27 protein-coding genes are annotated in these 23,606 nt (G+C 46.7%); 14 read left to right on the plus strand and 13 right to left on the minus strand.

The window, feature by feature from the left end:
- Positions 1 to 49: 49 nt before the first annotated feature.
- From Q337_RS0102245 to Q337_RS0102255, 3 genes are all read left to right on the plus strand, one after another.
- Positions 50 to 952 carry a LysR substrate-binding domain-containing protein gene (locus tag Q337_RS0102245; RefSeq protein WP_026470198.1) on the plus strand — a complete coding sequence of 301 codons (903 nt, stop codon included), beginning with the start codon at positions 50 to 52 and terminating at the stop codon, positions 950 to 952.
- Positions 953 to 1,024: 72 nt separating this feature from the next.
- A complete protein-coding gene (locus Q337_RS0102250; protein ID WP_228133104.1) occupies positions 1,025 to 1,279 on the plus strand; it encodes a phospholipase domain-containing protein in 255 nt (84 codons plus the stop codon).
- 277 nt (positions 1,280 to 1,556) lie between these two features.
- Positions 1,557 to 1,823, plus strand: a complete 267-nt coding sequence (locus Q337_RS0102255) for a hypothetical protein (RefSeq protein WP_026470200.1) — start codon at positions 1,557 to 1,559, stop codon at positions 1,821 to 1,823.
- Between the two features lie 309 nt (positions 1,824 to 2,132).
- Here the strand turns inward: Q337_RS0102255 and Q337_RS0102260 are convergent, their stop codons facing one another.
- A complete protein-coding gene (locus Q337_RS0102260; protein WP_026470201.1) occupies positions 2,133 to 2,393 on the minus strand; it encodes a metal/formaldehyde-sensitive transcriptional repressor in 261 nt (86 codons plus the stop codon).
- Between the two features lie 68 nt (positions 2,394 to 2,461).
- Between Q337_RS0102260 and dmeF the strand changes: the two genes are divergently transcribed.
- A complete protein-coding gene (gene dmeF, locus Q337_RS0102265; protein WP_026470202.1) occupies positions 2,462 to 3,397 on the plus strand; it encodes a CDF family Co(II)/Ni(II) efflux transporter DmeF in 936 nt (311 codons plus the stop codon).
- A 262-nt stretch (positions 3,398 to 3,659) separates the two neighbouring features.
- Here the strand turns inward: dmeF and Q337_RS16465 are convergent, their stop codons facing one another.
- Together Q337_RS16465 and Q337_RS16470 are read right to left on the minus strand one after the other, a co-directional pair.
- Entirely contained in the window at positions 3,660 to 5,015 is a 1,356-nt protein-coding gene (locus tag Q337_RS16465; RefSeq protein ID WP_084494680.1) for a serine hydrolase domain-containing protein, read from the minus strand.
- A gap of 352 nt (positions 5,016 to 5,367) precedes the next feature.
- A complete protein-coding gene (locus Q337_RS16470; RefSeq protein ID WP_034279158.1) occupies positions 5,368 to 5,784 on the minus strand; it encodes a low affinity iron permease family protein in 417 nt (138 codons plus the stop codon).
- Between the two features lie 358 nt (positions 5,785 to 6,142).
- On the opposite strand from Q337_RS16470, the gene Q337_RS18545 reads away from it, so the two are divergent.
- Positions 6,143 to 6,466: a four-helix bundle copper-binding protein gene (locus Q337_RS18545; protein WP_084494772.1), complete on the plus strand. Its 324-nt coding sequence runs from the start codon at positions 6,143 to 6,145 to the stop codon at positions 6,464 to 6,466.
- 61 nt (positions 6,467 to 6,527) lie between these two features.
- Here Q337_RS18545 and Q337_RS0102280 read toward each other — a convergent pair whose 3' ends face one another.
- Positions 6,528 to 6,764: a hypothetical protein gene (locus Q337_RS0102280; protein WP_228133064.1), complete on the minus strand. Its 237-nt coding sequence runs from the start codon at positions 6,762 to 6,764 to the stop codon at positions 6,528 to 6,530.
- 369 nt (positions 6,765 to 7,133) lie between these two features.
- Here Q337_RS0102280 and Q337_RS0102285 point away from each other — a divergent pair, with 369 nt between their 5' ends.
- From Q337_RS0102285 to Q337_RS0102325, 9 genes are all read left to right on the plus strand, one after another.
- The gene (locus Q337_RS0102285; RefSeq protein WP_051526493.1) at positions 7,134 to 7,967 is read left to right on the plus strand and encodes an urease accessory protein UreD; all 834 of its coding nucleotides are present in this window, start codon (positions 7,134 to 7,136) and stop codon (positions 7,965 to 7,967) included.
- A gap of 90 nt (positions 7,968 to 8,057) precedes the next feature.
- Positions 8,058 to 8,360 (plus strand): urease subunit gamma, encoded by a 303-nt coding sequence (gene ureA / locus Q337_RS0102290; protein WP_026470205.1) that lies wholly within the window; start codon positions 8,058 to 8,060, stop codon positions 8,358 to 8,360.
- A 23-nt stretch (positions 8,361 to 8,383) separates the two neighbouring features.
- Complete coding sequence (locus Q337_RS0102295; RefSeq protein ID WP_026470206.1) at positions 8,384 to 8,689, plus strand: urease subunit beta; 306 nt, start codon at positions 8,384 to 8,386, stop codon at positions 8,687 to 8,689.
- 41 nt (positions 8,690 to 8,730) lie between these two features.
- Entirely contained in the window at positions 8,731 to 10,431 is a 1,701-nt protein-coding gene (ureC, locus tag Q337_RS0102300) for an urease subunit alpha (RefSeq protein WP_026470207.1), read from the plus strand.
- A 15-nt stretch (positions 10,432 to 10,446) separates the two neighbouring features.
- Positions 10,447 to 11,202: a hypothetical protein gene (locus tag Q337_RS0102305; protein ID WP_156935678.1), complete on the plus strand. Its 756-nt coding sequence runs from the start codon at positions 10,447 to 10,449 to the stop codon at positions 11,200 to 11,202.
- Between the two features lie 8 nt (positions 11,203 to 11,210).
- Positions 11,211 to 11,681 (plus strand): urease accessory protein UreE, encoded by a 471-nt coding sequence (ureE, locus tag Q337_RS0102310; protein ID WP_026470209.1) that lies wholly within the window; start codon positions 11,211 to 11,213, stop codon positions 11,679 to 11,681.
- A gap of 9 nt (positions 11,682 to 11,690) precedes the next feature.
- Positions 11,691 to 12,404, plus strand: coding sequence for an urease accessory protein UreF (locus Q337_RS0102315; RefSeq protein WP_051526494.1), 714 nt, complete (start codon positions 11,691 to 11,693; stop codon positions 12,402 to 12,404).
- Positions 12,405 to 12,435: 31 nt separating this feature from the next.
- Positions 12,436 to 13,050, plus strand: coding sequence for an urease accessory protein UreG (ureG, locus tag Q337_RS0102320; RefSeq protein ID WP_026470211.1), 615 nt, complete (start codon positions 12,436 to 12,438; stop codon positions 13,048 to 13,050).
- A 19-nt stretch (positions 13,051 to 13,069) separates the two neighbouring features.
- Positions 13,070 to 13,627, plus strand: a complete 558-nt coding sequence (locus Q337_RS0102325; RefSeq protein WP_026470212.1) for a HupE/UreJ family protein — start codon at positions 13,070 to 13,072, stop codon at positions 13,625 to 13,627.
- Positions 13,628 to 14,053: 426 nt separating this feature from the next.
- Here the strand turns inward: Q337_RS0102325 and Q337_RS0102330 are convergent, their stop codons facing one another.
- From Q337_RS0102330 to urtA, 9 genes are all read right to left on the minus strand, one after another.
- Positions 14,054 to 14,347, minus strand: a complete 294-nt coding sequence (locus Q337_RS0102330) for an FmdB family zinc ribbon protein (RefSeq protein WP_026470213.1) — start codon at positions 14,345 to 14,347, stop codon at positions 14,054 to 14,056.
- A gap of 94 nt (positions 14,348 to 14,441) precedes the next feature.
- On the minus strand, positions 14,442 to 15,620 hold the full coding sequence (gene fmdA, locus Q337_RS0102335) for a formamidase (RefSeq protein WP_026470214.1): 1,179 nt from the start codon (positions 15,618 to 15,620) through the stop codon (positions 14,442 to 14,444).
- Positions 15,621 to 15,748: 128 nt separating this feature from the next.
- On the minus strand, positions 15,749 to 16,819 hold the full coding sequence (locus tag Q337_RS0102340) for an AAA family ATPase (protein WP_026470215.1): 1,071 nt from the start codon (positions 16,817 to 16,819) through the stop codon (positions 15,749 to 15,751).
- Between the two features lie 57 nt (positions 16,820 to 16,876).
- A complete protein-coding gene (locus Q337_RS0102345) occupies positions 16,877 to 17,917 on the minus strand; it encodes an aliphatic amidase (RefSeq protein WP_026470216.1) in 1,041 nt (346 codons plus the stop codon).
- Positions 17,918 to 18,242: 325 nt separating this feature from the next.
- The gene (gene urtE / locus Q337_RS0102350) at positions 18,243 to 18,932 is read right to left on the minus strand and encodes an urea ABC transporter ATP-binding subunit UrtE (RefSeq protein ID WP_026470217.1); all 690 of its coding nucleotides are present in this window, start codon (positions 18,930 to 18,932) and stop codon (positions 18,243 to 18,245) included.
- Between the two features lie 69 nt (positions 18,933 to 19,001).
- Complete coding sequence (gene urtD, locus Q337_RS0102355; protein WP_026470218.1) at positions 19,002 to 19,766, minus strand: urea ABC transporter ATP-binding protein UrtD; 765 nt, start codon at positions 19,764 to 19,766, stop codon at positions 19,002 to 19,004.
- On the minus strand, positions 19,763 to 20,935 hold the full coding sequence (gene urtC, locus Q337_RS0102360; protein WP_026470219.1) for an urea ABC transporter permease subunit UrtC: 1,173 nt from the start codon (positions 20,933 to 20,935) through the stop codon (positions 19,763 to 19,765). The genes urtD and urtC overlap by 4 nt, the downstream gene beginning before the upstream one ends.
- 69 nt (positions 20,936 to 21,004) lie before the next feature.
- Entirely contained in the window at positions 21,005 to 21,922 is a 918-nt protein-coding gene (urtB, locus tag Q337_RS0102365) for an urea ABC transporter permease subunit UrtB (protein ID WP_026470220.1), read from the minus strand.
- A 223-nt stretch (positions 21,923 to 22,145) separates the two neighbouring features.
- Positions 22,146 to 23,402, minus strand: coding sequence for an urea ABC transporter substrate-binding protein (urtA, locus tag Q337_RS0102370; protein ID WP_026470221.1), 1,257 nt, complete (start codon positions 23,400 to 23,402; stop codon positions 22,146 to 22,148).
- Positions 23,403 to 23,606 lie beyond the last annotated feature (204 nt).

Genomic DNA, 23,606 nt, shown 5'->3' on the forward strand with positions numbered 1-23,606 from the left:
TAATGTTAATATCCTATAATATGAATAAACTATTCGATGGAAGCGAATAATGCGCGGAACAGAGTTTGCTGAATTAAGTGCCTTTATTGCGGTTGCAGAGCAGGGCAATTTTGCCAAAGCGGCCATTCAACTGGGAATTGTGCCATCAACCCTAAGCCAGACCATTCGCAATCTGGAGGAACGGCTAGGCGTGCGTTTGTTAAACCGCACTACCCGTAGCGTTGCCTTAACTGAAGCCGGGGAACGCCTGCTAAACCGTAGCCGACCCGCTTTTCTGGAATTACAGGAAGCGGTGGAGTCCATTGGCGACTTTCGCAATACCCCGACAGGAACCTTAAGGCTCAGCGTATCCAGTGTTCCTGCCCAGCTGGTGCTTGCGCCGCTCATCAAACAGTTCCTGATGGCCTATCCTGCCATTAGCCTTGAAATTATTATTGACAATACCGATAGCGATATTGTCAGCGGCCGCTTTGATGCAGGAATCCGCTACGGCATGCGTATTGAAAAAGACATGATGCGGGTGCTGGCCAGTCCGGCATCGCGATTGATTGTCATTGCTTCTCCAGACTATCTGCAACGCCATGCTGCACCGCAGATACCACAGGACTTGCAAATGCACAACTGCATTCGCCTGCGCAAGTTTGACCAGAACCTGGTGCCGTGGCTGTTTGAAAAAGACCAGAATGTACTTGAAGTGGCAGTAAATGGCTCGCTGATTGTCAATGATATCGACTTGCTTATTAAGGCGGTCAAAGATGGCATTGGAATTGGCTGCATGGTGGAAGCCTATGTGGCAGAAGAAATCAGGCAGGGAGTCCTTATTCCATTATTGCTGGACTGGTCAACGGCCACGCATAGTTATTATCTGTACTATGCCAACCGGCATCAGCTACCTGTTCCCCTCAAAATTTTTATCCAGTTTTTACGCGCGCACTTAAAGAAGGTAAGTTAACTTGGGAAAGTAAAAGGAAACTTTTAAAGCTGGACTTTAGACTCATCAAAGTTAGGGCAGGCACGTATTGTCCTGAGCATGGTCAATAATACGACCAGTGCCGTAACATTTACCGTGCAAGCCAATAATTACCGCAGTGATGGCCCGTGGACCTATACGTTGCCTGCGGGTACGACAGCAAGCGATTACTGGAATGCTGAACTGTATGGCAACTGCTGGTATGACCTGTTTGCCACAGCCAGTAGTGATAGTACATCTTTCCTGGAAGGCAAAGCCGATAACCTGAAGTATCTTATCCTAATGATAGATATAAGTTTATTGATATAATCAGCAATGTGCTAGTGCATGTTGTATTTACCTAAGCATACTTAAAATGTACTGGCAATCCTTATCTCATGCTATGCCATCATGATTACAAGCCAGACAGGTCGTCCTACAGTGTAGTGGATTTCATGGACCGGTTAATAAGCACAAAATCAGGGTTTCATTTAAAAACCAACTTAATAGATTACTAATTAATCTTGTTAAAAAATTTAACCTAAGATTCCTATAATTTTTAATGATTTTTTTATGATGGATACTTGGTTTTCAGGAGAGAATAATAATGATTATTGATTTGCTGGTAAGGGCAAACCCAAATGTCATGTTTTCCATTGATGGTGACCCTGCTTATCTGGAGGATGAGTTATATATCCAACAGATTACATCAGGTTATGAAAAGCTCTGGCAGGAACTCAAGCTCCCAAAATTCATGCATGTGGCCTTGAAGAAGACTTTTGAACATCCCACTAATATGGTTTATCTGTATGACCTGGAGCATAAATCTAAACTAGATGAAATTGGGTTTTATGAAATCGCTAAGGTGCATTAGTCGCAGGTGCAACCTGATCCGTTATGATATAGCTCATGAATGGAAAGACAGAGCCATAACGGATTCTGCCAGAGAAACTATTTATGGTTTACTGAGTAGCATAACTGAGCTGGTGGATTATAAGCGTAGGGTTAAAAGTACCGATACTGGCTGGAATCAGCAAACATTAACCAAACCAGATGCGCTGGTTAATGAATCTATTTTAGGAAGACTATTCTTTTTTTGGTAAGCAAATAAGTGGTTTACATAGCATCTTGCAGTTTGTCTGGTTCACCCCTAAATGTAGCTATTAAGCTTTTGTAGCGTAAGTTATTTCATATAACGTTTAATAATCGTCAGCACTTCTTCAAGCTCGCGCTGGTTTTGTTCATTACCAATATGTTCCCTAAGATGGTTTTCAAGTACTTCATTCATGAGGCCATTCACGGCACCCTGAATTGCAGCAATCTGCTGTAGCACCTTTAAGCATTCAATATCCTGGCCTAATGCGTCTTCCAGCGCATTCACCTGTCCTTTTATTCTGCGGATACGACTAATTAACTTATTTTTATCGCCGTGGATATGACTCATCGTAAAAATTCCTAAAATAAAATATACTGGTGGGGAGTATATTAACAATAATTGATAGGCAAAACAGTATGTCTGATTCCAGAGTTCATCACCATCAATTTGATACAGGCAATCCACTGGCTCAACGTAATGTTTTAATTGCAGTGATTATCACCGTGGTCATGATGGTGATAGAGATTGCTGGAGGTGCATACTTTAACTCGATGGCTTTGCTTGCTGATGGCTGGCATATGAGTTCGCATGCACTGGCGCTGGGATTGGCCTATGGGGCATATGTAGCGGCTAGATATCTCGCCCATGATCAACGCTTTTGTTTTGGGACATGGAAAATAGAAATACTGGGTGGATTTACCAGTGCCATTCTTCTATCGGTAGTCGCTGCTGCCATGTTGTTTTATTCTGTAGAGCGCTTATTTAATCCAGTCACGATTTATTATAACCAGGCCATTTTGATTGCGGTCATTGGCTTAGGCGTTAATCTGGTCTGTGCCTGGCTGCTCAAGGATAACCATCATCATTCACATGACGAGCATAGCCATCATAGTCATCACCATCACGTACATCACCATGACTTAAACCAGAAAGCAGCGTATTTGCATGTACTGGCTGATGCAGCGACGTCAGTGCTGGCGATCATTGCTTTACTGGCAGGCAAGTTTTTTCACTTAAATTGGCTAGACCCGGTACTGGGAATCGTAGGTTCAGGCTTAGTAGCGGTATGGGCTTTTGGACTCATTAAAAGTACCAGCAAGATATTACTAGACGCTGAGATGGATGAGCCGGTGGTAGACGAGGTGAGAGAAGTGATCCATGAGATGTCATCAAATATTCAAATCACTGATCTACACGTGTGGAAAGTCGGTAAGGGCAAGTATGCCTGTATTTTAGCGTTGTTTTCACCAATTCCATTAAGTGCAGATGCGGTGCGGGAGAAATTAAGCATTCACGAAGAACTGGTGCATATCAGTGTTGAAATTAATCATCAACACAGAACCCATATATAAAATTCTGGTTAACAGGTCTGTGTTCCCAGCCTTGATTGAGACATCAGGGCTCACAAGCAGAATTATCGATGTTAGATATTCTTGCAAATAGAGCGTATGGCCATTTAACCTATTCGCTATATTCATTGATCAGTAAAAACCGATTGATCATGGTATCAAGGCAAAGGCAGTAATCAGTATTATTTTGTAGGCACCAGTATTTTTATACACAGGCTTGATACGTAAGTTTGCGCTTAAAATAATACATTGATTTTTATAGTGGTTATTTTTTGATGTTCATCAAATAGTCAGCTAAAGCTTCATAGGCTGGCAGTGAGGTAGCATCGTTGGCACTATTGGCTGCTACTGGATGGGATGCAAATCGAACTATGACCATTTCAGCCGTGGGGTCGATATAAATAGTCTGACCATGCACACCACGCGCTGTAAATGCACCATGGGCGTTGCCCTTATGCCACCACATATCACGATAAGACCAGTTGGTTAGCTCCGGATGATCTCCCTTGACAAATGCAGTCTTACTTCCACCTGCTGCAATTTCCTCAACGGCTTGCGCAGGAATAATTTGCTTACCTTGCCATACACCGTGATTACGAATCAATTCACCAAAACGAGCCATATCGCGTAAGCCAGCATTAAAGCCCCCACCTGCAAATGGTACACCTAATTCATCGACTGAATAATAGCTATCTTGTTCCATGCCCAGCTTGCTCCAGATACGCTCGCTCAGTAACTGGTTGACAGACTGTCCACTGGCGCGTGCGACCAGCCAGCCTGCCAAGTCAGCATTTGGGGTTTTATAACCAAAAGCTTCACCATGTTTTCCTAACTTTTTAACAGTTTCTAGGGCTTGATAATAGCCAATAGCACCTTTATAGCCTTGTGGTTTTGGTAAGGGATTACCTGCGGCCGAATAACTCCAGATTTCCGCTTTTGGATTGGCGTAATCTTCACTAAATTGCAATGCAGTAGTCATATCCAGGACTTGTCGTACCGTAGCATCGGCAAAGGCAGAGCTTTTAAGCTCAGGAATATAATCAATGACTAATTTTTTATCATCTAGCTTGCCTTCTGCCACCAATATGGCAGCTAATGTGCCTGTTAATGACTTGGTCACTGACATGGCTGCATGTTGTTTATCTGGCGTCAAAGCACCCAGATAGCGCTCATAGACAATATGCCCTTGATGCAACACGATAATGCCATCGGTATAATTTTGTGCTAGTGAGTCCTGCCAGGTTATATCCTGCTTGGTATGCAGTGGGCGAAATCTGATGGCATCAATTTTTGGGTCAGGTTGATAAGATAGAGTAGAGGGTGCCAATAATCCACGTGATACATTAACAGTTGGCATAAAATCCCGCATATGCACCACACTCCAGCGCATGGCAGGAAACTCAAAAAAAGAGCCATCGGCAAATCTTAATTGCTTATCTTTAGGTGGTGGAAAACCCTGCATCCAGCGTAATTTGACAGGATCACTCTCTTGTGCTGATAAATACTGTGGTTTGTTAGGCATTGCATGGGCATAAATCTGCACCAAGAAAGCAGAGGCACCTAATAGTGCTGGTATCGTACATTGCAGCCAGGTCGCGTATTTTTTTGTTCTAGCCAACATGATTTGCTCCTTACCTGAACTGCATGATGAAAGTGTCGATTATCTATTTTTAATGTATTTGAAATATCTCGTGTTAAAAGCAATGACTGCCCGCAATTTCATCTTTCTGATATAACATGGGCTATGCCAATATCAGTCTTCCAGTGTTGATAGCATACTTACACATCGAGTTTCTTGATTTTTTGTTACTTCGCGTTTGTGGTTGAGAAGGCTTTAAAACTTATGATCACTTTATTTAGGGATCTATCTATTAAGCTAGATGGGAATGATGATGTATAAAAGGTTAATTTAAATGATTGGATACTTCGGTGGCATATGAAGATAAAAACTACAATCTCATATAATCGAAATTTTAATGATCCTTGTATGGTTCTTTATTATCTTCTATCCGCTCTTCCAGTTCCTCACAAGCCTCTTTAGCCAATATCTGGTATTTTTTCCGGTAAGCTTCCAGCTCGGCACTATTTAAGTTTTCCAGATTAAGCAAAGCATTATCAGCAGCCTTTTTGACCCGGATTAATTCATCAAGTTTAAGTTGAATCGCAGTTGTATCAGAGTTTTGGGTATTTTGGATCAGGAAAACCATTAAGAAGGTAATGATGGTTGTGCCGGTATTGATGACCAGTTGCCAGGTATCACTATAATGAAAAACAGGACCAGATACTGCCCACGCAATAACGACAATGACTGCAATTAAAAAGGTCGCCGGACGACCTGAGTATTTGGCTGCTCCCCGTGCAATGGCTTCATAGTAGTGCATCAGCTTCATTTAATATTCTCCCTAGCCTTAAGTGAATATTAAATGAGACAACAACAACTTATGTAGCGTTAGCCTGTAAGTTTATTAATACTCTGCGTAATCGGGGTATGACGCAAATCACATTGCGGATCAGGTGGGATTGATCTGTATCTTATTGACTTAAGGTGACTTGATCTGTAGGTATCTTTTATCTACTGCGTCAGTTTCTTCTTGGTAAGACAAAAAAGGCTTAGTAAATTTTTTGCTAAATTTATTCCAAAGCGGCAACAAGCCATCAACAAAGCTCATATAGGGTTAAGCGTCTATACAGCTCACAATTGAATATTCTATTTATTCAGTTTCAGTTGGGAGACTTCTGATGCAAATGATGAATAACTTATCTGAGTGTGCCAAAGCCTGTATTGAATGCTCACTTGCCTGTACCCATTGTGCTTATGCGTGTTTAAGAGAAGAAGATGTAGAAATGATGCGAGAGTGCATTCAGCGCTGTCTGGAATGTACTGAGCTATGCAAATTATGTGCTTCATTTGACCAGCGGCAATCAGTCCTCACTTCGAAACTTTGTGCTGTCTGTGCTGAGGCATGCGAACGCTGCTTTGATGAATGCAGTACCCACAAGGATGATCATTGCCAGCGCTGTGCCCAAGCCTGTAAAAAATGTGCAGAAGAATGTCGCAAAATGGCCGCATAAGTTGTAAGAGGCTGATTAACGGCAACGCTTCCCTTTTGCTGGGGTTGCCGTTTTAAACTGGTTATTGAACATTTGCCGGAAAACCATCTTCTGCTAAAGCAGTTGTGATTTGATTAGCACTTGCCTTGGTTTCAACACTAACCACTTTGGTTGATAAATCTATCTCTACTTTAGCATCTGGATCAACATCATGAATGGTTGCGGTTATAGGAGTAATGCAGAGTGCTTGGATAGATTGCCTGATACTGATGGGAAAGTATTGAGATGCCTGAGCAAAATGGCTGCGATATCCCATCATGTTATTAATAAGCTGGGTCTGTGAATAAGCAGGCTCTCATCAAAGCTATTAGTAATGATGTGTTTTATTTTACTGATGAGACTTTAAGGCATGCACTACAAATGAAACCTTTGAGCATCTAGATTGCTCCATTAGGGTGCAAGTGATGGCATACACCGGACTGATAGTAATTGCGATAGCTGTGCTAGCGTTATCACTCGGATTTAAGTCCTATCTTAAGTGAAATAGCATACCTTTTAAGCAAACACTGATAATCAGCAGAAAGATTTGCTTAATGTCAGGAAATGATGTGTTGCTGGGATTTATTGATTTTGCTAATACTCTCACTATGAACAATGATGTCTTCAAATCAGAGTGGTGGTGAAAGTAATGTGGCAAGCAAAGTTATCACTGGGCTTTGAGAGACAAATCAATCGCACCATTTTGAAGCATCGTAAACATAATGGCCCACTTCGGGTGCAAAAAGCGCTTTGGCCAGAAGCCACCGGTGTATGCCATGTGATTATTGTACATCCACCAGCAGGCTTTGCAGGCGGTGATGAGTTAAGTATTGAGATTAGCGTTGGACAGGATAGCCATGCCCTGATCACCACGCCGGGAGCTGGCAAGTGGTACGCCAGTACCGGACAAACTGCGAGGCAAGCGATTGAGTTACAGGTGGCTGACAATGCCATTTTAGAGTGGCTACCGCAGGAAACCATGCTGTTTAACCAAGCCATTGCAGAAAGTCAGACCACCATTCATTTGGTTACGAGTGCTGCTTTTATCGGCTGGGATATTCTGGTGATTGGCCGCCAGTCCCGTGCGGAAAAATTTGACACAGGACAATATCATAACCAGTTAAATCTCTGGCAAAACGGGCAGTTGCTCGTTAAGGATCAATTGGCTTTCAAGGGGAATGATCGCTGGCTAAGCTCACCGTTAGGGATAAACCAGCAAGCCGTAAGCGGTGCATTTTATGCAGTGCCACCGCAAATCTGCCGCGATGAGGCCAAACTGGATGAACATATTAATATTTTACGGGACTTGATGAGCCGGATGAAAGTGCCCGTGCATTTAACCCGCTTGGGCTATACCGTGATCGCGCGTTACCTGGGCAACGATACCCGGCAATGTCTGGATGCCTTTGCAGGTTTGCGCGCCAAATGCCGCCGCGAATGGTTTGGTCTGGATGAAGAACTCCCAAGGATCTGGAAAACCTGATACTTATATCAATTGCTGGTTTATTCATCATTAAACGCAAAATTTGCATACTTCTTGCTTTTATTAAAATGTTAACAAAAGAGCTTACCTATGGAACTGACCCCAACCGAAAAAGACAAGATGCTAATTTTTACTGCCGGGCTGGTGGCAGAACGGCGAAAAGCTCGTGGATTAAAGCTCAATTATCCCGAAGCAGTTGCCTATATTTCCGCAGCACTACTGGAAGGGGCACGTGATGGCCGTAGTGTGAGTGATCTGATGCATTATGGTACGACACTGCTGACGCGGGATGATGTGATGGATGGCGTGGCAGACATGATTGCCGAGGTTCAGGTGGAAGCGACCTTTCCCGATGGTAGCAAGCTGGTGACCGTGCATCAGCCTATTATGTAAATAGCAATAATAAGGAACAGTACATGATTCCCGGTGAAACTTTTGTGGAAGCTGGTGACATTGAAATTAATGCAGGCCGTCAAACTATGCGAATTGATGTCAGCAACCATGGGGATCGTCCCATCCAAATTGGTTCGCACTTTCATTTTTATGAAGTCAATGACTCACTGGTATTTGAGCGTGAGCAAAGCAAAGGCTTTCGCCTGAATATTCCAGCGGGTACAGCCGTGCGTTTTGAGCCGGGGCAAGTGCGGCAGGTTGAACTGGTAGCCCTTGCCGGCAAGCGTGAAGTGTATGGCTTTGCCGGACGGGTAATGGGCGCACTTTAATTGTTAAAGAAAAAAATAGAAGATTTTAGGAAGCATACCCTATGAAAATGTCGCGCCGTGCTTATAGTGAAATGTTTGGCCCGACCAAAGGTGACCGGGTTCGGCTGGCAGATACCGAACTGCTGCTTGAGGTTGAACACGACTACACCTGCTATGGTGAAGAGGTGAAATTTGGTGGCGGCAAGGTCATTCGGGATGGTATGGGCCAGTCCCAGCTGAATGCTGAATTTGTCGCCGATACCGTAATTACCAATGCGCTGATTGTGGACTGGTGGGGTATTGTTAAAGCCGATGTGGGGCTTAAAAATGGCCGGATCTGGAAAATTGGTAAGGCGGGTAATCCCGATATTCAGCCTGATATTGATATTCCGCTAGGGGCAGCGACCGAAGTGATTGCCGGTGAAGGGCAGATTTTAACCGCAGGCGGCGTGGATACCCATATTCACTGGATTTGCCCGCAACAGGTGGAAACCGCCTTAATGTCCGGTGTAACGACCATGATTGGTGGTGGTACGGGGCCTGCTGCTGGAACATCTGCCACCACAGTGACGCCGGGGCCGTGGCATATTGCGACCATGTTGAAATCAATTGATAGCCTGCCGATGAATATTGGCTTGCTGGGTAAAGGGAATTTAAGTTTGCCTGAGCCCATTGCCGAGCAAATCAGGGCAGGTGTGGTGGGCTTAAAGCTGCATGAGGACTGGGGATCAACCCCGGCAGCAATTGATAACTGCCTGACGGTGGCTGACCAGTACGATGTGCAGGTTGCCATCCATACCGATACCTTGAATGAAAGCGGTTTTCTGGAAGCTACCTTAGGCGCATTTAAGGACCGCACTATTCATACCTATCATACTGAAGGCGCAGGCGGTGGCCATGCACCCGACATTTTAAAAGCGATTGGGCAGGCCAATGTGTTGCCGTCCTCAACCAATCCCACCCGTCCGTACACCATCAACACTATTGATGAGCATCTGGACATGCTGATGGTGTGTCATCACCTGGACCCTGCCATCAGCGAAGATGTGGCATTTGCTGAAAGCCGGATTCGCCGTGAAACCATTGCCGCCGAAGATATTTTGCAGGACATGGGTGCGATTGCCATGATGAGTTCCGACTCGCAGGCCATGGGACGTGTGGGCGAGGTGATTATTCGAACCTGGCAAACTGCCCACAAGATGAAAGTGCAGCGTGGCCCGCTGGATGGCGATTCTGAGCGCAATGATAACCACCGTATTAAGCGTTATATTGCCAAATACACCATTAATCCGGCCATTACGCATGGCATTGCCCATGAAGTGGGTTCAGTAGAAGTAGGCAAGCTGGCTGATCTGGTGTTGTGGAAACCGGCATTTTTTGGCGTGAAGCCGTCCATGATTATTAAAGGTGGCATGATTGCGGCTGCACCGATGGGTGATATCAATGCTTCCATTCCAACGCCGCAGCCAGTGCATTATCGTCCGATGTTTGCTGCATTGCCGGATGGCGTGCATGCGTCCTGCATCACCTTTTTATCGCAGGTTGCTATTGAGAATGGCGTGGCTGAGCAGTTGGGCCTCAAGAAAATGATTAGCCCGGCCAAAAATACCCGAAATATCCGCAAGACCGACATGAAGCACAATGATTATTTACCGGTGATGGAAGTACACCCGGAAACCTATGTGGTGAAAGCCGATGGTGTGCATTTAACCTGTGAGCCAGCAGATGTGTTGCCGATGGCGCAGCGGTATTTTTTGTTTTAGGATTTGATGATTCATATGAAAGAGTATTCGGCCTCAGAGTTACATCACACTTTCGATACAGAGAAAATTTTTGATGAATTTATTTCAAGTATTGGGGGAGTCGTTATTAAGAATGGTCTGAGGGGTAATCCCAATTTTTTGAATTCGGATTATTCTTTTCTTCATAAGCATAGAAAAATTTATGTAGAGCTGAAAAGCTTGCAAAATGATTTTGCTGAGATATGTAAATTACAGTCCAAAATAGAAAGCTTATATCGAAAGTGGATTGACCGTGGAGAAATAACGCTCTCTGCGATATTTAATTTCAATGAACTAACGGATTTTCAGAGAAGGAAAGTAGTCGAGGTTAAATACGAGCCAGTTAGACGTGTACTTAAAAAAGCAAATCAACAGATTAAGTCAACAGCACTGAGTTTTGGAGCGGAGAGCTATTCTGGATTGGTCATTTTGATAATTGATGGTGTTAAAGCTATTGAGTTTAATAACCTATTTTCGGCAATTTGTATGCTTCTGCAAAAAGAAAAATTTAGTGGCATTGACGGTTTTGTTTTGATGACTATGAATCACTATGTTGATATTGGTAATAAGCAAGCAAGACAGTTATGGGTTCCTGCTTATGAAGATGATAATAATATTGAGCTATCAGAATTTGTAAATTGGCTAGGTAGTAAATGGTTTGAGTTTTTCTCTAACCTCATAGGTGGGTTTGAACATGACCCAATAATAACGGATTCTATAGAGCCGTTAAGGAATACTAAGAATATTTTTTGAGATAGAAAATGAACATTTACACCCAGCGATTACCTATTGATTTTCAACCCCAAGGCGATATCCAAATTATCGCTTTAAATTATGACACCCGGCAGAAGTGTCGCTTCCGTGCCACTTTAGATAATGGTCAGGACATTGGCGTGGACTTGCCGCGGACTGGCGTGTTGCGTGGTGGTGCCTATATCGGTACAGAAACTGGTGAAGTATTGAAAATTCAGGCCGCTCCGGAAAAACTGCTGTGCGTGACTGCTAATGAGCCATTTGATTTGCTAAAGGCAGCCTATCATCTGGGTAACCGTCATGTGCCACTCATGCTCACACCGGCGGCCTTATATCTGGAACCGGATTATGTGCTGGCCGATATGGTGCGCGGTTTGGGTTTGAAAGTAGAAGAAGTCATGCATCCATTTGAGCCGGAAAGCGGTGCATACGCCCAGCATCAGCACGACAATCGCTTGCGTCCCTATGTCCCTCATTAAAGCTAAGCCATGCCCATTACTGAATTGATATCTGACAGTAGCAGTGCAATGAACGCCGCCAGTTTGCTTAAGCTGTTGACCTTGTCTTCTACCGCCTTGCCCATTGGCGCATATTGCTATTCGCAGGGCGTGGAAAGCGCAATTGAGTGTGGTCTGGTGAGTAATGAAAAAAATGCACTGGCTTATTTTGAAGATGTACTGGACTTATTGCTGGTGCGTTATGAGTTGCCGATGCTGGCACAGTTAATTGATGCCGCAAAATCGGTGGCAACGCAACCTGATGAATATACCCGGCTGGCTAGCGACTATAAAGCCAGCCGCGAAACCCGTGAGTTTTTGCTGGAAAGTCAGCAACTGGCTTTTTCACTCAACGCATGGATTAAACAGGTGCTGGGGCTAGAGGTCCAGGTAGAGTCGCATTATGGTTTTGTGCCAGTGTATGCGCAGTTATGTGCACGTTTGAATTTGCAGCCACAAGACTGTCTGACGGCTTATTGTTTTAGCGTACTGGAAAATCAGGTACTCGCCGCAGTGAAAACCGTGCCGCTCGGACAGATGAGCGGCCAGCGAATTTTATGGCAACTGCATCAGCGTATGCCAGAAGCGATCCAGCAGGCATTAAATTTGCAAGATGCTAAACAACCTTTAAGCAGTAATTTACCCAATTTTGCCATGTTGTCCATGCAACATGAAAACCAGTATTCACGGCTGTTCCGGTCGTAAATATTTTATTCAGTCATTTTCAGGAATTAATATGTCAGAACGTAGTCCACTTCGAGTCGGCATTGGAGGCCCGGTTGGTTCGGGTAAAACAGCCCTTACCTTAAATCTGTGCCTTGCCTTGCGTGATAAATACAATATGGCGGTGGTCACTAATGATATTTATACCAAGGAAGACTCCAACTTTTTAACCCGCAATCAAGCCATGACTCCAGACCGGATTGTCGGGGTCGAAACGGGCGGTTGTCCACATACCGCCATCCGGGAAGATGCTTCGATTAATCTGGCGGCTATTGATGACCTGAATAACAAGTTTGCTGGACTTGAGCTGATTATTATTGAAAGTGGTGGGGATAACCTGGCTGCAACCTTTAGTCCTGAGCTGTCTGATTTAACCTTATATGTCATTGATGTGGCCGCTGGGGAAAAAATCCCGCGTAAGGGTGGACCCGGCATTACCAAGTCTGACCTGCTGATTATCAACAAGACTGACCTGGCGCCAATGGTAGGGGCGTCGCTCGAAGTGATGGATCAGGATGCCAAACGTATGCGGGGTGAGCGACCATTTCTGTTTTCCAACATGAAAACCAAAGATGGCCTAAATGACATTATTGCCTTTATTGAAAAGCAAGGTCTATTCAAGAATTAACTCCGATTGAGGAAAAATCATGCGATTTTTATTACTGACGTTACTGGCAGTTTCAGGTGCTGCACTGGCACATCCGGGCCATGAATACAGTCATTCTGCCTTGCTGGCGGGGTTGCTGCATCCATTGTCGGGACTGGATCATTTAACCATGGGCCTGGGTTTGGGAATTTTGCTGGCGCGCACTTTTAAGCAGGCACGCTTTATGGGACTGGCATTGTTACTGGTCACACTCAGTGCTGGTTTTATGCTGGGCATGGCACAGATTGTTCCTGTTAACATCGCAGAATATGGCATTGTGGCATCGTTGCTGGTATTGGCGATTGCATTGTGGCAGCGTTCTACCTCAGTATTTTTGGCAATGGCTGCGCTGCTGGGCATATTCCACGGACTGGCGCACGGCGCTGAATTAGGGACTGAGATGAATCCGGTAGGCTTTATGATGGGCATGCTAATTACGTTAAGCGCACTCTACAGTGTTGGCCTGGTTGCAGGGCAATGGATCAAGCGTCATATCAAGCAAGGTGACCGTGTAGTTGCTGTGCTAACTGGTGTGGTTGCATTGCTGGGACTGGCTTAAACCCAAGGTTTTTTATCGTAAATAGACCTGCTGATCATCGTTAGTTGGCAGGTTTTTATCGTATGTTGAAATTAAAAAAATTAACCAGTTCGCTTTTATCCTAGTCCAGTCTGATCAAAGGATTTTCCCCAGTTTATTTTCAATTCCATACTGAAGGCATGATTCAGTACAACTGTTTTAAGCAGGGTACACCTTTAGGCCCTGTTACGCTCTTGTGAAATGAGCTAAGTAGGGTGCCATGCACAAGGAGCCTATCGTGAAGCAAGAGTACCTTAAGACAAAAGTACCCTGGTTTGATGTGAAGCCGCTGATAAGCTTTAATCTATACCGATAATAATCTTTAAGTTGCTAGTATGCCTCAACAGCTAAATAATAATGTTAAAAGAGCAGGATCAGATCAATAGACCGAATCACTGCATTTGACGTTCAAATTCCGCACACACTGCAATTCATGCCCTTGCAATTATGCAGTACCGAGTTACGGGCAGCATTTTTTTCAGTGCCCGGCCCGCTAATGCCTTTACCGGCCAGTTGTTCAGCCTTACTTTGCGGTTGCCATTTGTAGTTGGTTTTAAACTGCACCCGTCCAGTGAGCAGGGGCTTGGCCGGCGTTGCCTGCTGGCAGTAGTGGCAACTAATTTCGCTGGACAGCTCGGAAACGGCCAGCTGTTGTTCAAAAATACCGTCGCAATGCTGGCAACGAATGTCATATAAGGGCATGGTAAAACTCCTTAACCCAAATTATTGATGACTTAAAAAGCCTCCCCATGGCTAGGGAGGTTTGTTTGGGTTTTTAGTCCACTGTCATTAAAGTTTAGCGCTCATGGCCCCAATATTTTTTCTCACTCAGCATGCCTTTGGGCAGGATGTCCTGCTCAAAAATACCGGTGGGCAGTGAAATGGTGCAGGCACAGTTGGGAATATCCACAATGCCACCAATGCGGCCTTCAACCGGTGCCGCTGTAAGCAGCATATACGCCTGACTACCGGTAAAGCCAAAGTTTTCCAGATATTTAATTGCTTTTAAACAGGCCTGTCGATAAGCCACAGTGGCATCCAGATAGTAGTTCACGCCATTTTCCACGCTGATGCCTTCAAAGGTGAGCCATTCGTCGTAGTTGGGTTTGACCGGACTGGGAATAAAAATGGGCGCGTCGATGTTGTACTTGGCCATACCGCCCTTAATCAGGTCAAAGCCCACGCGGGTCACGCCATCCATTTCAATGGCGCCACAAAAGCCAATTTCACCATCGCCTTGCGAGAAGTGCAAATCACCCATCGAAAACCCGGCTCCCGCCACATACACCGGAAAGAAAATCCGCGAACCTGCCGATAAGTCCTTGATATCCGTATTTCCACCGTGTTCACGCGGTGGCACCGTACGTGCGGCCTCGCTTGCCATACGGTCAAACTCGGCGCCTTGCAAGCCACGTAGTACCGCAGTGCGCGGGTCGGGGGGATTGGCCTGACCTTTGGGCACCAGCAGCGCTTCACGGCGGTTCCATTCCTTGAGCAAGTCCATAGAGGGCAGGCAACCCATCAAGCCCGGATGGGTGAGGCCAGCAATCCGCACGCCCGGAATATGCCGTGAGGTGGCATACAGACCTTTTAAATCCCAAATGGCTTTGTCGGCATCGGGGAAATAATCGGCCAGAAAGCCACCGCCATTTTCCTTGGCAAATACACCGGAAAACCCAATCGGGGTGACCGGTTTAATATCTAGCAGGTCAATCACCAGCAAGTCGCCCGGTTCAGCGCCTTCCACGTAAAAGGGTCCGGTTAACGGATGCGCACGGGTCAGGTCAACATTAATAATATCGTCAACGGTGTCGGTATCCTTGATTTGTGCATCCAGAAAATCCAGACTTTCCAGCAGGATTTCTTCGCCTGGCTTGACCGAGGTTAAAAACGGAATGTCCGGGTGCCAGCGGTTATGCCCCAGTTCAGCTTGTTCGGCTAGCGGTATCCCGGGTTTAATTTTGATATGTTGCATGATGGTGTCCTCGGTATGTGCATGGTGTTGCGACTTGAATTTACGATCAGGTTGCCAAGGCATTGGCGGTGAAAAAGCGTTCCGGTCAGGAGGTCTGGTCAAGCGATTGTTTGCATTGCCAGTTCAAGCTATGAATTAACCGGATGCGCCATAACGGCGAATTGCCGGTTTTTGACCGTCATATACAGTTGCTGCTGTTCTGGGTGCTCAAGGATAAAACGCGCCAGTACCGGTTCCAGTTGGGTACGAAACTTGCGCGCCAGATCACGCGCGCCAAAGCGCACACGATGCTGACGGCTGAGCAGTGCCCGTGTGCTGGCATCAAGGCGGATACTGCGGCCCTGTTTGCGCAGGCGGGTGTTCAACTTATCCAGTTCAATATCAATCAATGCGGCCAGCCACTGTTTGGCCACGGGCTGGTAATGCAAAATCCTGTCAATCCGGTTTAAAAATTCAGGATCAAACTGCTGGTGCAGGGCTTTTTCAGTGATTTGCCGAGGTGATTTGCCCAGTTGTTGACAAAGCATTTGAACCGGTTTGGGTAGTCTGGAAAAATAATTCAGCGCGTTTTGTGCCTGACGTGCGCCCACGTTACTGGTCATAAAAATCAGGCTGTTTTTAAAATCAATGGTTTTGCTGCCAGAAGACAAAGTCAGCGTGCCGCTATCAAGTATATTGAGCAGGCTACGAATCACCTCTGTGCTGGCTTTTTCCAGCTCATCAAACAGCACAATGCCGGGTTTGCTAAAACTGCCCTGTATCGCCTCAATGTCAAATAACGTGGTGCCTTCCTTGCTGCCGACATAACCCGGCGGCGCTCCAGTCAGCGCGGCGGCATAGTGTTCCTGCGCCAGCGTATTCATATCAATACGGCAAAAGGCATTGGGACGGCCATAAATTGCCTCGCTAATCAGCCGTACGGTTTCGGTTTTGCCCACGCCGGTTGAACCCAGCATCAGCGTGACCGACAACGGGCGCTCGGTGCTGGAAAAATCAGCCTTGACCACATTGAGCATGTTTTCAATTTCGTCCAGTGCAGCCTCTTGCCCAATAATGCGTGCGCGCAAATGCTGCATCACCACTTTTGGTTCAAACGCAAAGCGTGAGGTGTTCAAACGCTGCTGGCTGGCGGCATCGGCATGGCGTTGCTGTGCATTGGTCTCGCGGTTGTGTTCCAGCACATCATTAATAAACGGCATTGCTAAACCCTTTTTGCTCAATTTGCTGTACTAGCCCTTTCCTGTCAGGTAAAACGCTTAAGCCTCTTTTTCCAGTCCTTCATGCGGCAGGTTGCCAATCGGGCATTCAGCCACGCCAATGGTAGAGCGAGTAAAGCTTTCGACATTGGCCTGTGCTTTTTCGGCATCCAGCACCCATGTGCGGTAAAAATCAAACGGGCAGGTGGCTACACCCTTGTCGCCATCGCCATTGTTGTAAACGCCGGTGTAACCACGATGCAGCAGCTTGAACAAATGATTTTGTGCCTGATCGTACTTGCGCGCATCGCGGATTTCGGGGATGGATAATTGCGCGTACTGAATGCCATTTTCTTCTTCGCCACATTCGCCTAAGGTGCGGCCATCAAAACCCACAATGGCTGAATGACCAAAATAGGTATACACGCCATCAAAACCGGTGCAGTTGGCGACAGCCACATAGCAGTTGTTGGCCCAAGCCATGGTTTTGGCCATCATGATCTGCTGTTCCTTGGCGGGGTACATATAACCCTGACAGCGCACAATCAGCTCGGCGCCTTTCATGGCACAGTCACGCCAGATTTCGGGATAGTTGCCGTCATCACAGATAATCAGGGAAATTTTTAAGCCTTTGGGGCCAACCGACACATAAGTCTGATCGCCTGGACACCAGCCTTCAATCGGGCACCACGGGATTACCTTGCGGTATTTCTGCACAATCTCGCCGTCGTTATTAATCAGTACCAGCGTGTTGTATGGTACTTTCTGCGGGTGCTGTTCATGCCGTTCGCCGGTAATGGAAAACACGCCCCACACATTGGCCTGCTTGCACGCCGCCGAGAAAATCGCGGTTTCATCACCGGGAATAGTGGCGGCGGTTTCCATCATTTCGCTCTGGTCATACATGATGCCCATGGTGCTGTATTCGGGAAAAATCACCAGATCCATACCGGGCAAACCCTGCTTCATGCCAATCAGCATGTCAGCAATTTTTTTGGCATTGTCCAGCACTTCGGCTTTGGTGTGCAGGCGTGGAATGCGATAGTTCACTACGGCCACACCCACGGTACTGGGACTGCTTGAAATATCGCCATGACGCATGATGTCTTCCTTCTTTCAACGGACTAAATGCAGCAGTCTAAATTCAGTAAAAACACAACAGGGCAGGCATGCTTTAAAGCCGGGAGGATGGCTTAACCGCTGTGGTGGTATGCTTGGCCTGTCCTGTTGTGATGGCTTTAGTGTTGAATAAAAAAACACAAGAAAACATACGTTGGATGACGTATAAAATGTGACTTAATAAATTATTAATCATTTGTTTATTAAAATGTTTTTAAATAAAAAAAGGCCTATGCAAAAAAGGATGCATAGGCCTTGAAACTAAAAAATTCAGAATATTTTTTACTGGTTGGAACGGTTTAAAGACCTAAACCGACAAATACTGGCTAATGGTTTTTTCATCCACGTTGTCGCGGGTGTTTTCATACACCAGCCGACCCTTGTCAATCACAAAAAAGCGGTCAGCAATGTCCATGGTAAAGCTCAGCACCTGCTCGGATACCACAATGGTCAGATCGCGCTGGTCACGGATTTGTTTGAGCGAGCGGGCAATATCCTTAATGATGGAGGGCTGAATGCCTTCGGTGGGTTCGTCTAAAAGCAACACTTTGGGGTTGGTCGCCAGTGCCCGCGCAATCGCCAGTTGTTGCTGCTGGCCACCGGACAAATTGCCGCCCTTGCGCTTGCGCATGTCATACAGCACCGGGAACAGTTCATATAAATCTTCTGGCACCTTGCCGCGTGCCGAAGCAGGCAGGCCGGTCTGGATATTTTCCAGTACCGTCATGGTGGAAAATATCATGCGGCCCTGCGGCACATAAGCCAGTCCATTATTAACGCGCTGATAAGAATCCATTTTTTCAATGCGCTTGCCGTCCAGCGTAATTTCACCACCTCGGGTTGGCAGCACGCCCATCAGGGTTTTAAACAGCGTGGTTTTGCCCATGCCATTACGGCCCATCACCGCAATAATTTCATTTTTGGCCACGTCTAGGTTTAGCTGGTGAATCACTTCACTTTGTCCATAGCCGGAGGCCAGGGCTTGAATATTAAACATACTGCTCATCATGTTTTCTCCAGTATGACATTTAGAAATATTGAACAACGTCGGCAATGCAGCTCGCTATTAATGGCCCAAATACACTTCGATCACTTTAGGATTGCTCTGTACATCTTCCATTTTGCCTTCTGCCAGAATCTGTCCCTGATGCAGCACGGTTACTTTATCGGCAATGGTTTTAACAAATTCCATATCGTGCTCAATCACCAGCACCGAGCGGCCTTCACAAATCTTACGAATCAACAGCGCGGTTTTTTCGCGTTCCGAAACACTCATGCCAGCCACCGGTTCATCCAGCATCACTAGTTCGGGGTCTTGCATCAGCAGCATGCCAATTTCCAGCCACTGTTTTTGCCCGTGTGAGAGTAAATCAGCAGTTTGATCCAGCATGTCGGTGAGAAAAATCTCGGCAGCAATGGCTTTTACCCGGTCAATCACATCATTTGATCGTTTGAAAAATAGTGCGCCAAACACGGTACGCCCGCGTGGAAAGGACATTTCCAGATTTTCAAACACGGTCAGGTTTTCATAAATGGACGGGGTCTGAAACTTGCGGCCAACGCCAGCATGCACAATCGCATGCTCGCTCATGCCGGTTAATTCCTTGCCCTTAAACTGGATTTTGCCGCTGGTGGCACGGGTTTTGCCGCAAATCAAATCCAGCACCGTGGTTTTGCCGGCACCGTTAGGGCCAATCACCACGCGTACTTCATTGGGATCAATGTACATGGTGAGGTTGTTGACGGCCTTGAATCCGTCAAACGACACGGTTAAGTCTTCAACTAGCAGCACTGGTTTTGGCATTTCAACGCCAATGGCTTGATGGCTCATTTGCTGGACTCCTCTGCGCTGGCTGCTGTCACGCTAACCGGGCTGTGTTCAACCACCACACTATTGCTGCTGGCCGGGGTTTTGGTTTTTTTGGCCGAAAAATAAGGCTTGACGTACTTGTCATACAGACCAGCCAGACCATTGGGGAAGAACATCACCACCACAATAAACAGGCCACCCATCAGGAATAACCACAGCTCCGGGAAGGATTCAGAAAAGTAGGTTTTGCCAAAGTTCACCAGCAGCGTGCCGTATACAGCGCCCAGCAAGGACAGGCGACCACCCACTGCCGCAAATATCACCATTTCAATCGAAGGCACGATGCCGACAAAGGACGGTGACATAAAGCCCACTTGCAGGGTAAACATGGCACCGCCAATGGCTGAAATGGCAGCGGCAACACAGAAAATAAATACCTTGTACATCGATACGTTGTAGCCGGAAAAGCGTACCCGTTCTTCCTTGTCACGCATGGCAGACAGCAGGCGGCCCAGCTTGGAACTTAGGATATAGCGGCCGACCAGAATGGCAGCAATCAGCAAGCCCGCATTGACAAAGTACAACACGTATTTGGCCGAATCGGTGCGGATATCCCAGCCATGCAGGGTTTTGAGGTCAGTAATACCATTGACGCCACCAGTAAAGCCCTGCTGGCCAATGATTAAAATGGTCAGAATGGCGGCAATGGCCTGGGTGACAATTGAAAAGTACACATCGCCCACGCGACGGGTAAACATGGCAATGCCAATGATAAAGGCCAGTACAGTGGGTACGGCAATCACCGCAAACAGGGTAAAGGCAAAACTATGGAACGGTTCCCACATTAGCGGCAGGCTGGTCACCTGATTCCAGTCCATAAAGTCGGGAATGCCGGGTGTGGTCTGGTGCGCGGTACTGGTGGCATCCGAGGCTTCCAGCTTTAAAAACATGGCCATGCAGTAACCGCCAAGACCAAAGAAAATGCCCTGACCCAGACTTAAAATACCGCCGTGGCCCCAGCACAGCACTAATCCAACCGCCACAAAGGCATAGCTTAAATATTTGCCCACCAGGTTAAGGCGGAAGATGTCAAAGAAAACCGGCATCACCACTAAGATGATGGCCGCCAGAATCAGCAGGCCAATGGCGCCCTGTTTTCCACCAAGTATTGCATTTAATGTATCTTTCATGATCATTCTTCTGTCAGTGAGGTGAAGACCGTGCGCAGTGACTTGCGCAGCCCTTGCATCAGTACGCCACTACTTGCGCACCTTGACCGAAAACAAACCTTGCGGGCGAATCATCAGGATAATAATGACCACGGACAGGGTAATGACTTTGGCCATTGAGCCACTAATAAAGAACTCAAGAACCGACTGGGTTTGTGCAATGGAGAAGGCCGAGGCAATGGTGCCAACCAGGCTTTGCGCGCCACCAAACACCACTACTAAAAAGGTATCCACAATGTACAGCGAGCCAGAGGTTGGACCAGTGGAACCAATGGTGGTAAATGCAGCACCGGCAATACCAGCCACCCCGCAGCCCAGCGCAAAGGTCATGCGGTCCACCCGCTTGGTATTAATGCCTACCGCGTTACTCATAATGCGGTTTTGTGTGGTGGCGCGTACTTGTAAGCCCCAGCGTGAACGGAACAGCAAATAGAAAATAATGCTGGTGACGACTAAGGTAATGCCCACCAGAAACAGGCCGTTAATGGGAATATCAATCAGGTCGGTGGGCTGGTAGGAACCCATCAGCCATTCCGGCAGGGTGGGGCTGACTTCCTTGGGACCAAAAGTAGAGCGGAAGATCTGCTGCATGACCAGACTCAAGCCCCAGGTGGCCAGCAGGGTATCCAGTGGACGGTGATACAGTCTTGAAATCATCACACGTTCCACGCCGTAGCCTACAAGGCCTGCAATAAAGAACGACACAATGATGGCAATAAAAAAGTAGTAGGGCATCAAGGCCGGGGCATAGCTTTCGGTCAGGGTCGAGATCATGTAGGTGGTATAGGCACCAATGGTGAGAAACTCGCCATGTGCCATGTTAATTACGCCCATCTGGCCAAAAATAATGGCAAGACCCAGGGCCATTAGCAGCAGCACACAAAACACCGATAAGCCATTAAAGCCTTGCATTGCGAAGATTGCGCCCATTTCTGAGAGTGAGGTCATGGCAAACTCCAGCGTTGGGTTTGAAAGCAGGCGCTAAAAGCAGATATTAAAATTCTTGGCTTAACGCAACCGATTCAATCCAACGGTTAAAAGCAAATAGTGAAAAACAGTCTGTAAAAATCTTTGAACGCAGACTGTTAAAAGCAGTAGAACAAAAGACCAATAACCGGGCGGTGACAAGCATTGGCCCATCACCGCAAGGATCAATTCAGGACTAAATTGCCTAGTAACCTTTCGGGAACGGGTTTGGCACAATCAGCTTGGGTGATTCATATACCACCTTAAACTGGCCGTTGGGCAGCGCCATACCAATGCGGGACTTGCTCCACAGGTGATGGTTTGGATGCACTTTCACATAGCCTTCCGGTGCAGTTTTCAGCTCAATACCAGGAGAAGCAGCCACCACCTTGTTCACATCAAAACTACCGGCTTTTTCAACTGCGGCTTTCCACAGCCATGGACCCAGATAAGCTGCCTGCGTTACATCACCAATCACGGCTTTGGGGCCATATTTGGCTTTGAAGGCCTGTACGAATTTCACATTGTTGGGGTTATTCAGGCTCTGGAAGTATTTAAACGAGGCATAGAACCCGGCCATGTTTTCACCGCCAATCCCCAGCAATTCATCCTCGCTGGCTGAGAAGGTCAGCAGGGTTTGCTTGTTGCCTGTCACGCCAGCAGCTTTTAGCTGTTTGTAAAACGCCACGTTGGAGCCGCCTACTACCGCAGAGACAATGGCATCCGGGTGCTTGAGCTTCATTTTGTTAATCAGTGAGCCAAACTGGGTGCTGCCCAGCGCATAGTATTCTTCACCCACCACTTTGCCTTTCAGCACTTTTTCAATATGGGTACGGGCAATTTTCATGGTGGTGCGCGGCCAGATATAATCAGAGCCCACCAGGTAAAAAGTCTTGGCTTTCTTCTCGCGCGCCAGCCAGTTCAGGGCTTCAAGCACCTGCTGGGTGGCTTCCTGTCCGGTGTAAATCACGTTTTTGGATTGTTCCAGCCCTTCATAAAAGGTGGGGTAATACAGCAGGCCATTGTCACGTTCAAAAATGGGCAGTACCGCTTTGCGTGAAGCAGAGGTCCAGCAGCCAAAAACGGCAGCAACCCGGTCTTTTTCTAACAATTTTTTGGATTTTTCAGCAAAGGTTGGCCAGTCAGAGGCACCATCTTCCTGAATAATACGAATCTTGCGGCCCAGGATTCCGCCTTGCGCATTGATCTGTTCAATGGCCAGTCGTTCGGCCTGAATGGCACCGGTTTCACTGATGGCCATGGTGCCAGTGGCAGAGTGCAACTGACCAACCACCACTTCCTTGTCATTCACGGCAAGCTTGGTGGTATTGATGGCTGCGGTTGCTGGTGCAGCCTGTGCCAGGATGGGCAGCATGGCCAAAGGTAAGGACATTAACCCCAAAACCAGTTTACGACGGCTGGTTTTTAATGTGGATTGGAGCGTTTTAGTGGGATTGGTCATGGTTGACGACTCCTGAAAAAGCAATGTGTAAAGGCAGTGCTTAAACCGCAAGCTTGTTGTGCTATTGAACTGTTTATCAGCAGGTTAAACAGGCCACCTGCCAGCTTGTAATCAGACTACGTGCAACGCCGTACTGCCCGCTATACGTCACATTGCGTATATCGGGTTTAAAAAATAGCCAGCTTGTGAAAAAAGAAAATTGGA

Source organism: Alkanindiges illinoisensis DSM 15370 (assembly GCF_000619845.1).
GTDB lineage: Bacteria > Pseudomonadota > Gammaproteobacteria > Pseudomonadales > Moraxellaceae > Alkanindiges > Alkanindiges illinoisensis.